The sequence below is a fragment of the Paenibacillus urinalis genome (assembly GCF_028747985.1).
GTDB lineage: Bacteria > Bacillota > Bacilli > Paenibacillales > Paenibacillaceae > Paenibacillus > Paenibacillus urinalis.
On the sequence record NZ_CP118108.1, the window covers coordinates 4996095 to 5008148 of the forward strand.

Below are 12054 nucleotides of genomic sequence, written 5' to 3' on the forward strand. Positions count from 1 at the left end.
AGTCACCTCATAATATCCATTCGCTAAAAAGACTTATTTCATCACTTTGCGTATGATTTTCAAATTGTTTTTTGACGGATATTTCATCTTGATGTCAAATTTATTGGTCTGCTTAAGCACACTCTTCATGTGAGAAAAAGCAGCAAAGCTCGATTCTCCATGATAGCTGCCCATTCCGCTCTCTCCGACTCCGCCAAAAGGAAGATGCGGTGTGGCAACATGCATCAGTGTATCATTAATACACCCTCCGCCAAAAGAAATTTGTTCAATAATGCGCTCCTGCACCATTTTATTCTCTGTAAATAGATACAAGGCGAGCGGTTTAGGGCGCGCATTGACCATATGCACCACCTCATCTAGGTGCTGATAGGTCATCATAGGAAGAATGGGTCCGAAGATCTCCTCCTGCATGACCGGGTCCTCCCAGCTGATCTCCTCCAGGATGGTAGGTGCAATCTTTAGTGTTTCCTCGTTCACTTCGCCGCCCAGCACAATAGAGCCTGTCTGTAGAAATGCTTGCAGCCGCTCAAAATGCTTAGGAGATACGATTCTTCCGTAATCGGGATGCTCCACCGGCTCTTTGCCGTAAAAAGACTTGATCGCCTTCGCATACTCTTCCACAAAGGCATCCCTCACACTCTCGTGCACAAGCAGGTAATCGGGAGCAATACAGGTCTGACCCGCATTCGTTACCTTGCCGAAGGCAACCCGCTTGGCCGCGAGCTTCACATGGGCGTCCTGATGAATGATGCAGGGACTCTTGCCGCCCAGCTCCAGCGTAAGTGGAGTCAGCTGCTCGGCTGCAGCCTTCATCACGACCTTGCCCACCGCGACACTGCCGGTGAAGAAGATCTTGTCAAAAGGCTGACGCAGCAGCTCCTGACTCGTCTCCACCGCGCCTTCAACCACGGTAATATATGCTGGGTCATACAGCTCCCCGATCAAGGAGTTAAGGACAGCGGAGACATGCGGTGTCAGCTCTGACGGCTTGATGACCGCTGTGTTACCGGCAGCAATAGCTCCTAGCAGCGGAGACAAGGCCAATTGGAAGGGATAATTCCACGGAGCGATAATGAGAGATGTGCCGTAGGGCTCGGCCACAATATATCCTCTACTTCCAATGTGCGTCTTCAGGCTCGTTTTTACTCTCTTCCGTTTCATCCAGCCCTTAAGCCTTTTCTTGATAAAATCGATCTCCTCCAGCAATATGCCATATTCGGTCATAATCGCTTCCTGCTCACTCTTGTTCAGATCGATTCTAACGGCCTCCAGAATCTCGGGCTTGCGCCGTACAATACCTTCTCTCAGCAGTCTTAGCTGCTCCAGCCTGAATTCCAGTCTGCGCGTCGCGCCGCTGCTGTAATAATCCTTTTGTCGCTGTACAATCTCATGGATTCCGTTCATTTGTGACAACCACCCTTACTTTAAAATCTACCTGAGCGGATAATATGGATAATGAACCATACCACCATAAGACCCGCCACCACGAGTCCGATCTCGACAATCGGAATATTCCACTTCTGTTCACTTAAAGCAGCCCCGACGATAAGTCCAACCATCAATATACTGATCGCAAGCAGTACAATGCTGAAGGACAGCCGATTGCTGATCTGGTCAAGCTTCTTCATCACCTGCTCAACCTCTGGGACGCTCACCTCGAGTTTTAATTTGCCTTTACTAATAATCGAGGTTAAGAGCCGGGCTTGGCCCGGCAATTCAATGATCGATTCGACGAGGTCGCTCACACCGCTGAATACTTTGCCGCGAAGCCGCCTTGTATTGAACTTCTCACGGACCAGCTTACGGCCAAAGGGTTCGGCCATATCAATAATGCTGATGTTCGGGTCCAAATGCTCGATAACCCCTTCCAATGTGACGAGCGCCTTGCCCAGCAGGATAATATCCGGAGGAAGAGTAATTTGATGGCGCTGTGCCACGCCAAACAGATCGCTCAGCGCCTTGCCAATGCTGATTCTGGAGAATGGAATGTCGTAGTATTCATCCCGCAGCCGATCCAGATCACCGTGCAGAACACTCATGTTGATCCCTTCCGGAATCATGCCAAGCTTATCTATGGCTCGCACCATGCTGTCTGTGTTCTTACGCATCAGCGCTATGATCAGCGACGCCAGGTGCTCCTTCATATCCCCATGAAGACGGCCTACCATGCCAAAATCGAGATATGCCAGCGTCTCATCCTTCATAATCATGAGATTTCCGGGATGCGGATCGGCATGGAAGAAGCCCTCAATAAAGATCTGGTTCAGCATGGAGTCAACCAGCTTCTGGGCAATCCCTTTCAGCTCGTACCCCCGGTTAAGCAGCACCTCGCGCTGATTCAGCATAATTCCATCCATATATTCCATCGTCAGCACCTTGGCACTTGTGTAGTCCCAATATATTTTCGGGATATGTATATCCGGATGATCCGTAAATTGTTGTCCTACTTTTTCTGTATTTCTTCCTTCATGGCTGTAATCAAGCTCGGCGAGCAGAGAATCCGCGAACTCTTCGACCATCTCTCGAAGCTGATACCTAATCACCCACTCCCACCTGCGCTCAGCAAGCGCCACAAAATCTCTGAGTATATCAAGGTCCCGTCTTATAACCGGAGCGATGCCCGGTCTCTGTATCTTGATGGCTACCTTCTCTCCTGTCACCAGCCTGCCAATATGAACTTGTCCTATACTGGCTGCTGCTAGCGGGGCATCATCAAAATGAATCAGCACCTGCTCCAGCGGTACTCCCAGCTCCTGCTCCAGAATGCCCTTTGCCGTTTCAGACGAGAAAGGAGGGACCTGATCCTGTAGTTTGGTCAGCTCTTGTACGATACCTGCAGGAAGCAGATCAGAACGCGTACTTGCAAGCTGGCCCAGCTTCACGAAGGTTGGACCCAGATCCTCCAGCACATGCCGTATTCGCTCGCCCAGCGATTTGGATTCAGGAATGCCCTCGCGCATAATCCATCGTCTAGGCAGCGATAACGCTTGAAAAAAGCCCATTTCCTCCACCATATAGCCGAAGCCATGACGCATCAGCGCCATGGCAATATCTCTGTACCGTCCTGCATTTTGCACGCGAACAGCCATTATTCGATCTCTTTGGTAGGAGGCTGCATATCAGGCGTTGTTTCTTCTAGCATCGGCGTATCCGGCAGGGGCTTATTCGGCAATTCCGGATCTGCAGCCGGCTTCTGCTGTGCAGCCTGAGCTTCCAGCTCAGCGATACGCTTTTCCAGTCTCGCTACATCGGCTCTTGTCGGCACTCCAAGATCTACAAGCACCTTCTCCACCTGATCCGTGATCGCCTTCTTGATCCCAGCCGATTCCTCGGCTCCACGTTCCATCAGCTTATCAATGACTGCCTTGGATTGAGACGGAGCAAGCTCTCCGCGTTTAACAAGCTCATTCACAGCACCTTCAATCTTCTCCTTACTGTACAGAGTAAATCCTACACCAAGGGATACTGCCTTCTTGAACAAGTCGCTCATGATTGCGATGACCTCCTTTATTTTCCTTTATTGAACCAATTTATTATGAAATTAATTCTATTATATCTGCTTTTGCCCTCTTATACTCTCATCTTTGTACGCGTCGCCCACATTGCAGACTGAACGATCAGCTTGCGGAAGGGCTCTGCGGAGAAGGAAGGAACATCATGTCCCGGCATAAGGTATACGACTCTCCCCATTCCGTAAGAGTGGGCCCAAGCACAGGGCCACGTGCCTTCACCATCTGTATATTCCAGCAAGACCGTCTTCTCCGAAAAAGAATCGAATTCGAATCGGTACGGTTCTTCCTCCATTGTAAAATGATTTACCCCCTCAACGATGGCGTGACCCTCTGCGGCCACATTAAATTCAAGCTTCCGTGGTGCCGGGTGTCCTGTAAATCTTCCCCCGAGCAGCTGAGCGATCTCATATCGATTGTGCATTGAGATCCCATTATGCAGCACCAGCAGCGCTCCTCCTCCGCTTACATAGCTGAGCAGACCCGCCGTCTGCTGGGGTGCAATGGCTCCCTTCCAATCATCCACATAGGAAATGAGCAGATCGTAGCCGGATAAGTGCTCGGCGAGCAATAAGTTTCGATTCTCGCTGCACTGAACCGTCATCACTTCCTGCAAAATATGACTAATCTCCTCATCCACACCTTGCAATGGATGATACATCGGATGCGTGTAATCTCCTAACAGCAATGCTTTCTTTCGTTCCATTCTTCTTTCCTCCTTGCTCTTTCTTAGCCGTTTAGCTCATAGAGCCTAGTATAGCCTCAATTGATGAGCTAAATCCACACATTCTATCCGATAGAATCAGCCGGCTGTTACTGAATAATTACATAAAAATACGAACCAGGCCGGGCTTACTGCCTGAGCCGGTTCGTATATCTAAGTTCGCGAAGCAAGCCTTTATTCCTTTAATCTCTATGAATTGAATTCACGACTCAAGCTTCTACGAGTTCATTCTCCACATCACCATCGGGAAGCTTCTTGACTAGAATTTTGCGGATACGCTGCTTGCCCACTTCCTCGACCTTATAACGGAATCCGCGATAATCAAATTCCGGATGCTCCTGCTTGGTTGGAATTCGTCCGAGCGTTCCAATCATGAAGCCGCTAAGGGTCTCATACTCATCCTCAGGCAGGCTGGCTCTAACGATATCAGCTACTTCATCCAGCCGGGCAGTTCCGTTAAATGAGTAGGTTACTTCATCGATAACCTCATATATCGATTCATCCTCATCATACTCATCGTATATTAAGCCTACAATTTCTTCGATGAGGTCCTCAATCGTGATAATACCGGCAGTTCCTCCGTATTCGTCAACTACGATGGCCATGTGCACATGATTCTGCTGCAGCTCTTCAAGCAGATCATCACCCTTCTTGGTTTCTGATACAAAGTAAGCGGGCCGGATGATATCCTTAAGCTGCCTTGGATTCGTATTGTCCTTCTTAAACTGCATAATCAGGTCCTTCACATGCAGGATCCCGATGACATTATCAATTCGTTCCTCAAATACCGGGAAGCGTGTATATTGTTCAGACTGAACCATCTCCAGCACATCATCAAATGGCTTATCCACAGAGATAGAGACCATGTCTGTACGATGTGTCATCATATCGGACACCGTTTTGTTATCAAAATCAAAAATATTGTGAATAATCATTTTCTCACTTTGCTGAATTGTGCCTCGCTCAAGACCGGTATCCACCAGCATCCGGATTTCTTCCTCAGAGGCTTCCTCCTCCTCCGAATTCGGATCAATGCCGAACAAGCGCACGGTTACATTCGTAGATGCAGTGAGCAGCTTGACGAATGGGGCTACGATCTTTGACAGCGCGCTGAGTGGTCCGACGACGGCAAGCGCGATGGCTTCGGCCTTTTTCATCGCAATGCGTTTCGGTACAAGCTCACCGAATACGAGCGTGAAGTAAGACAGAATAAGGGTAATGACAATGACAGAGATCGAAGACAGAACAGAAGGAGCAACGTCCACTCCGATCGAGATCAAGTAATTAACCAGCAGGGACGCAAATTTATCGGCCGCAAAGGCACTGTTCAAGAACCCCGCCAGCGTAATCCCGATCTGGATCGTGGACAAGAAGCCTGTCGGCTCCTCAACTAATTTCTCCAGCTTCTGAGCTCGCTTATTCCCTTCCAGGGACAGAACCCGAATGCGATTATCATTAATGGAGATCAGTGCCATTTCAGATGCAGCAAAAAAAGCATTGACCACAAGCAGCACGAGGATGACGATGATGTCAAATAACAAGGGTTGCACCTCCCAAGAGATATCAATAAATCTGACAGTGACGATATCGAACAGATCAGGTCATCCGTCAAAATATGTAATTTTTTTCTAACTATATATGAAATTAATTCTTAGACTTACTCTTTTCTAAACACAAATACGGCATCTTTAAACGAAAAATCAAAGAGAAAACACCTCACCTCGTCATGCATCAGGTAAGGTGTCTTAAGGAATAGCATGTGACAAAGCGTGCTTCCTTATACTGACTTCTGCTCTGCAAAATACTTGCCAAGCGCGACCATCATGCTGCCCATACGCTCCTCGGCAGGAACGACCTTGGGTTCAACCCCTTCTTCGATCATCGCTTGCGCTGTCACCTTGCCCACAGCTGCTGCCACGATGTCTTGTTCAAGCCGCTGCTTCATCTGCTCAAGCTTCCCGTGCTGTTCAGCATACTCCACCAAAAAACGGATTTGTGGTGCACTGGTAAAGGTGATCGCATCAATCTGCTGATTCAGGATGTCAGACAACAATAGAGCAAGGTCACTCTCCTCAGGCGGCACATGCCGGTAAGGCAACACCTGCGTAATCTCCTGTACACCTTGATCTGAGAGCCATGCCATAAGGCGCGGCGCGGATTCGCCATGCAGCTGAACAAGGACCCTGCTGCCTTCAAGCGAATAGGCTTCAAGCTCACGGATAAGGCCTGAAGTGCTTCCATCATCATCCCTTACTACCGGCTTTAGCCCTCTTTTGCGCAGTGCATTCACGGTCTTGTATCCTCTTGCAGCGATTTGGGACTGTGACAGCGCCGAAGTCAGAGCTTCCTCTACACCCATCTGTTCTGCCTTACTGAAGATCGCATCCAGGCCCATCCCCGTCGTCAGCAGAGTCCAATCGGGCGGATGCTTCACCCAGGCCTCTATACTGCTCTCCAGATGTTCGTCATCGAGAAACACTGTGCCTTGCGCCGGCCGCAGCACCGGGGTTCCGCCCAGCTTCTCAATAATCATAGACATTTCCTCTGACTTTCGAGGACCTGCCAGCGCTACTTTTTTACCTAGCAAATTCTGAGCCATATGCCTAACTCCTCTCCACTATACGAGATATTGTATCTAGTATATAAGGAGCTTGGCCCAGAAGAAAGTAATCCCCCAATTTCTATATGGATTCGTTACTGCGTCAGGAACCTTCTGCCGAGCCTGCGTTCCCATTCTGAGAGTTTCCACTTTTTTTGGTGGAGCTCCGACGCTGAGAAGACTCATTCTGAGCAGACTGCGCTTTTTGAGTGGATTTCTCCGTTTCGGTAGATTCTCCCTCTTGAGAAGATGGCCCGTTCTGGGATTCCTCGTTCTGTGCAGACTGCTTGTTCTGAGTCGCCCCATCCTTCTTTTTTTTCTTGGACGGCCTGAAGATCAGGTAGATCAGCACCGGCATAACTAACGTGAATAAGAGCACGATTGCTGACCATTCCCGATCGAACTTGAATAGCTGAATAGAATCCTTGAAGAACCAGAAGGCACACACATATCCGAGCAATATGATCGGCCCCTGCATCATGCGTCCGGATATGTTTTTGTCTAAACAGCCCATACCGTAGCACACCACATAAGTGTTAAATGCAACCTTTGTCATATGTATAGGGAGAATCGCAGCGGCCAGAAACATATCGAACCGGTCCAGAATGTCACTAATCTGCACTTGGCGGACAAGCTCATGGGACGGATAGGATATTCTTGGAATAATCGGCAGCCCAATAATCAGAATCATCATAATGATATCGATAACGAGAAGAAAAAAAGCGAAGGATAAGCCTTTGACAGCGGATTTCAGCTTGAAGGTCTCTTTTCCGAAAATGAACGGCAATATAATAATCTCTCCTGCGTAGGAGAAGAAGTACCATGTTCCATTCCCGACACCGATCAGATCCACAGGGAAAAACGGCGTTAAGTAGTGAAAGTCCAGCGCGCCGGATACAAACAGCGGGATCATAAAAATGGTGAGAATCAGAATCGGCATAAAAATCTCAGTCATGCTGACGACTGATTTCATGCCTCCCCGAATAATGAATCCCGACATGACAAAGATACACAGCAGAATGATCATGACGGGAGTAAGCGGGAGTAACGTGGTATCCACATACTCCGTCAGCAGCCTTGCATCTCTTGCCAGAATATAAAAATAGTACAGGACATACATCCCAACAATCACTCTTCCGACAAAAGGCCGGCGACCAATCATCGCCTGGAACAAATTCTGGCTGCCGAAGCGGCGCTGTGTTCGGGACAGCAGCCAGATGCAGATCAGGAGTACAAGATACACCAGAATAATGCACAAGTAGGCATGCTGCTGGCCAAATTGCACAATATCGGACGGAGAATGAACCAAGGTCATCGGCAGCGTAATCATGATAATCATGAGAACAAGCTGCCGCTCTGTCAATGGTCTAGCATCATGTTTCTTAACCTGTTTGGTTGTTCCACTCATATAATTATGCACCTGCCTTTCTTCTTACTCAGACGGAACAGGAATGTAGGGATACATCCACTGCGAGATTAGATATGTCGGATGGATTACAGGAATCGGCGATAGTGTGTAGATCCATATCCCGATGCCGAGTCCTATAATCACGTAAGATAAGATGCGATTAATCGGCTTGTAGTTTTTTAAATTTTTGTGATCCTTCAGCACGATAATCAGACTAAACACAAGTACTGCCGACAAGGCCATGAGATTCATTCCGCAATATCCTCCTCTTCCACTGCGAATGGACTTGTAGCCGCTCCATTATTCTCAAGCCGATAATCGGCTTCTACCTCGAAAGTGATATTCGGATATATTTCGTACCAGCGATCTCGTAATTGTGACCACAGCTGCGGCTTTTCTGTCTTAATAATTCTACCGAAGCCAAGTGCATCCGAATTATATTTCTGAAGCAGCTTGAGATCCTGAGTGATCTTTGCTTTCATGTATTCATTCATCTTCTGTTCAAGCGCTATAATATTGTTCTCATTATTGGTATCGAAGTTGGACTCGTTCGTCGTAATGGACATCCTGCCACCCGTGTACATATGAAACCGAACATCTTCTCCGTTCACAATCGGCTTGATCTTCGTATGATTTGATCTGATTAAGAAAAAAATCTTCCCTTCTCCACGGGGAACTGTAATCGGGAGCTCCAGTGTTCTTGCTTGATCCATTGCCACAAGAATGCCATGTGTATCCTGCTTCTTAATAATTCCGGTCAATTTATCGCCGCGGAATACAGCAAGTCCACCAACCCCGATATTTTTATTAGGCTTGTCGATCTTCTCGGGCACACTATCTACCGTTTCCACTAGCGGCATAATCGGATCGATCCCGTCTTCAAGCATCAGATTGACTACAGTCTTGAGCGTCCATGGCTTGCTGAGATACAAGAAGACAAGCTCACGAACCACTTCACCGGGATATTGCTCAATGGTTGGTTCTCCGTTAAGTACTTCATAGGCATGACCTTCGGTTACGACAGGCAGAGCAGACAGCCGGTTCTCCGGAAGCCGTCCGATGGAATCAAGCGCTTCCGCGATGCCCTCACGGGCCATCGCCTCTCCAATGAGCAGCGCCCTGCGGTGGGAGAAATACAGCTTACGGGATGTGCTCGTTTGTTCTTTTAAGGTGACTCCTCTTACGGTTTCACCGACACTTGACTTTAGAAACCAGGGGTTCTTATCTCCACCTCCACCCCCGCCATTTGATCCCGCGAGCATACCAGGAATGGTAATTTGAAGGGTAACTCTATACTTATCCTCCTCTTTATCAAGCGCAGTGCCGACCACAAAAGCAATATCGTTAATCTCTCTGCGATCCCAGCAGCCTGTCAGCAAGAGGCACAGCAGCAGGATTGTTACGGTTTTGGATACTCTGTTCATCAGATCCATTACCACCCTTCATCCGAGTTAGGAGACCCGTTCATTCCTTTGTCCATCCGCTTACGCTCATGATTGGGGGTTGATGATGGCTTGAATATCATCTTCCACCAAGGCACCCGCATGATGATGTCTTTCGATTCGCCTTTACGATACGGACTCACACCAAGCAGATAGGGCTGTCCAAATGAAGTGAGCTGTGTCAGATGTGCCGAGATCAGGACTGTACCAATGACAATCCCGAACAGACCCAAAGTTCCAGCGAGGATCATGATCGGAAACCGCAGCAGCCGAAGCGTAATGGCAAAGTTAAACCTTGGAATGGTGAAAGAAGCGATCCCTGTCATGGATACGATGATAACCATCGGAGCCGACACGATACCCGCGGTCACAGCCGCCTGTCCGATAACAAGCGCCCCGAGAATACTTACCGCCTGACCGACTGCCTTAGGCAAGCGAACCCCTGCCTCCCGCAAGGCTTCGAATGAAATTTCCATCAGCATTGCTTCGACCAGGGCCGGAAAAGGAATGGCTTCACGGGCAGCTGCTATACTGATGATGAGCGTGGTCGGCAGCATATCCTGATGAAAGGTAGTTATCGCAATATATAAGGCAGGAAGAAATAATGCCACCATCATAAAGAACAAACGGATCCACCGTAAGAAGTTACTGATAAAGAATCGTTCATAATAATCCTCACTCGCCTGAAGCATCTGCCACATCGTTACAGGTCCAAGCAAGGCGAAGGGAGTTCCATCCACCAAAATGCAAAATCGTCCTTCCAGCAGGTTGGCAACCACGGTATCCGGTCTTTCCGTGTAATGGAGCTGAGGGAACGGAGAATAGGGATGATCCTCAATCAATTCCTCGATATAGCCGGATTCGAGCACTCCATCGATATTGATCTTCTTAATGCGCTGCCGCACATCATCGATCAGCGCATCACGGGCGATCCCTTTAATATAAGCAAGCACAACACTTGTCTTCGTTTCTGTCCCGAGTGTAAAATTCTCCATCTTGAGCATAGGCGTCTTCAGCTTGAAGCGGATCAGCCCTGTGTTCGCTCGAATCATTTCGGTAAATCCTTCGCGCGGTCCCCTGACAACCCCCTCTGTCTGCGGCTCTTGCACAGAACGTCGAAGCCCGCCCTTAAGATCGAAGAGCAGTGCTTCGTCATTGTCTTCAACCAGCACGAGTACACAGCCATCGGTTACACCATCTGCAGCTTCACGCCAGGTCTTGGCCTTCTTCACATGAGACAGCGAAATCGGAACCTTCTCAAGCTCAATATCCTCTGATGCTCCCTGAACATTTGCCAGATCAACACCTCTTACGAGAGGCAGTATGATATGATCCTGCACTTCAAGAGAGATAACGATTCCTTCCAAGTAGGACAGGCATACGTCCGGGTATCCTTCATGCTTAATCTCGCGGAACACGAAGTCAGAGCAATCCTTGAACACCTCTTGAAGAACCCCAAGGTTTGACTTCAAATCCTCTGCGATAGGTAATTTCAACTGTGGAAGCTCAGGAACGGCATTATCCTCATTGGAGGAGTCCGCGGATTGCTTCGAGTCCTCCTGTTCGTCTCCGTCGGAGCCTGAATCTTCTGAATCTCCTGATTCACCTGAATCTTGCTTCTCAGATGACGACTTCCCCTCTTGTTCTTCGGAAGACTTTTCCTTCTCCGTCTGTTGATCGTCAGACCCTTGCTTTTTCTCAAGCTCTTCGTTGTCTAATGCCTGATCCTCGGAGCCTTGCTTCATCTCGTCCTTCTCACTGCTCATGACTGCTCACCTCTCTTGTTCCGGCGAAGATTAACTTCCATCCATTTTCTGAAAGATAGCATGCAACCATTGGCACCAAATTATGCAAAAAAGGATTTTGCAGCATTCCCAAATCGAATGATTCAACATCAAAAAAAGACTCTGCCTATGCAGAGTCTCCCACTTACTTCATATTCATGTTGCTTATCTGCGGCTTCGTCTTCTAAACAGGCTGTCCACTGCCACATATCTGCTGCCCGCTACCGCGAGTGTCAACGCCATCCCGATTAGAGCGATATCCAGCTCATACCCGCCTACAAACGGAGCACCCGTCTTTGCGGTAAAGATCGCGGCAACCAGTATGATGACAAAAATGATGCTGATCCATCTCGTAAACAGACCAATGATCAGCAGCAGCCCGCCGAAAAATTCAGCTAGAGCGACCAAAGTTGCCATAAACCCAGGAAGGCCAAGACTCACAAAGAAGCTCTCCGTCCCTTCCATTCCTTGAAATTTGACAACTCCGTGTGCCATGAAGATTAATCCCAGCACGAGACGGGTGATCAACAAACCAATCTCCATGTTGCGGGTCTGACTGTAATTGTTGTTATTATACATTTGATTTCA

General features: G+C 48.4%; 11 protein-coding genes. All 11 read right to left on the minus strand.

The features are described 5' to 3' along the window. Window positions 1-33: 33 nt before the first annotated feature. The gene (locus PUW25_RS23170; protein WP_205054581.1) at window positions 34-1404 is read right to left on the minus strand and encodes an aldehyde dehydrogenase; all 1371 of its coding nucleotides are present in this window, start codon (window positions 1402-1404) and stop codon (window positions 34-36) included. Between the two features lie 20 nt (window positions 1405-1424). Next, the gene (locus tag PUW25_RS23175; RefSeq protein ID WP_274337628.1) at window positions 1425-3089 is read right to left on the minus strand and encodes an ABC1 kinase family protein; all 1665 of its coding nucleotides are present in this window, start codon (window positions 3087-3089) and stop codon (window positions 1425-1427) included. Further along, window positions 3089-3490, minus strand: coding sequence for a phasin family protein (locus PUW25_RS23180; RefSeq protein WP_274337629.1), 402 nt, complete (start codon window positions 3488-3490; stop codon window positions 3089-3091). Before PUW25_RS23180 ends, PUW25_RS23175 begins: the two co-directional genes overlap by 1 nt. Window positions 3491-3570: 80 nt before the next feature. Beyond that, window positions 3571-4215: a ThuA domain-containing protein gene (locus tag PUW25_RS23185; protein ID WP_274337630.1), complete on the minus strand. Its 645-nt coding sequence runs from the start codon at window positions 4213-4215 to the stop codon at window positions 3571-3573. 227 nt (window positions 4216-4442) lie between these two features. Further along, window positions 4443-5774 carry a hemolysin family protein gene (locus PUW25_RS23190; RefSeq protein WP_081872530.1) on the minus strand — a complete coding sequence of 444 codons (1332 nt, stop codon included), beginning with the start codon at window positions 5772-5774 and terminating at the stop codon, window positions 4443-4445. A 236-nt stretch (window positions 5775-6010) separates the two neighbouring features. Continuing rightward, a complete protein-coding gene (locus PUW25_RS23195) occupies window positions 6011-6832 on the minus strand; it encodes a uroporphyrinogen-III synthase (protein WP_047912450.1) in 822 nt (273 codons plus the stop codon). Window positions 6833-6935: 103 nt separating this feature from the next. After that, window positions 6936-8240 carry a GerAB/ArcD/ProY family transporter gene (locus PUW25_RS23200; protein WP_274337631.1) on the minus strand — a complete coding sequence of 435 codons (1305 nt, stop codon included), beginning with the start codon at window positions 8238-8240 and terminating at the stop codon, window positions 6936-6938. 24 nt (window positions 8241-8264) lie between these two features. Then, window positions 8265-8492, minus strand: a complete 228-nt coding sequence (locus tag PUW25_RS23205; RefSeq protein WP_047912452.1) for a hypothetical protein — start codon at window positions 8490-8492, stop codon at window positions 8265-8267. Beyond that, window positions 8489-9664, minus strand: coding sequence for a Ger(x)C family spore germination protein (locus tag PUW25_RS23210; RefSeq protein WP_274337632.1), 1176 nt, complete (start codon window positions 9662-9664; stop codon window positions 8489-8491). Before PUW25_RS23210 ends, PUW25_RS23205 begins: the two co-directional genes overlap by 4 nt. An 8-nt stretch (window positions 9665-9672) precedes the next feature. After that, complete coding sequence (locus tag PUW25_RS23215) at window positions 9673-11448, minus strand: spore germination protein (protein WP_274338469.1); 1776 nt, start codon at window positions 11446-11448, stop codon at window positions 9673-9675. A 183-nt stretch (window positions 11449-11631) separates the two neighbouring features. After that, on the minus strand, window positions 11632-12045 hold the full coding sequence (locus tag PUW25_RS23220) for a DoxX family protein (protein ID WP_047912454.1): 414 nt from the start codon (window positions 12043-12045) through the stop codon (window positions 11632-11634). Window positions 12046-12054: the final 9 nt, after the last annotated feature.

Bases quoted from the DNA above. Each gene is read 5' to 3' on its own strand.
- PUW25_RS23170 (WP_205054581.1), bottom strand. From the start codon at position 1,404: ATGAACGGAATCCATGAGATTGTACAGCGACAAAAGGATTATTACAGC.
- PUW25_RS23175 (WP_274337628.1), bottom strand. From the start codon at position 3,089: ATGGCTGTTCGCGTGCAAAATGCAGGACGGTACAGAGATATTGCCATG.
- PUW25_RS23180 (WP_274337629.1), bottom strand. From the start codon at position 3,490: ATGAGCGACTTGTTCAAGAAGGCAGTATCCCTTGGTGTAGGATTTACT.
- PUW25_RS23185 (WP_274337630.1), bottom strand. From the start codon at position 4,215: ATGGAACGAAAGAAAGCATTGCTGTTAGGAGATTACACGCATCCGATG.
- PUW25_RS23195 (WP_047912450.1), bottom strand. From the start codon at position 6,832: ATGGCTCAGAATTTGCTAGGTAAAAAAGTAGCGCTGGCAGGTCCTCGA.
- PUW25_RS23200 (WP_274337631.1), bottom strand. From the start codon at position 8,240: ATGAGTGGAACAACCAAACAGGTTAAGAAACATGATGCTAGACCATTG.
- PUW25_RS23205 (WP_047912452.1), bottom strand. From the start codon at position 8,492: ATGAATCTCATGGCCTTGTCGGCAGTACTTGTGTTTAGTCTGATTATC.
- PUW25_RS23210 (WP_274337632.1), bottom strand. From the start codon at position 9,664: ATGAACAGAGTATCCAAAACCGTAACAATCCTGCTGCTGTGCCTCTTG.
- PUW25_RS23215 (WP_274338469.1), bottom strand. From the start codon at position 11,448: ATGAGCAGTGAGAAGGACGAGATGAAGCAAGGCTCCGAGGATCAGGCA.
- PUW25_RS23220 (WP_047912454.1), bottom strand. From the start codon at position 12,045: ATGTATAATAACAACAATTACAGTCAGACCCGCAACATGGAGATTGGT.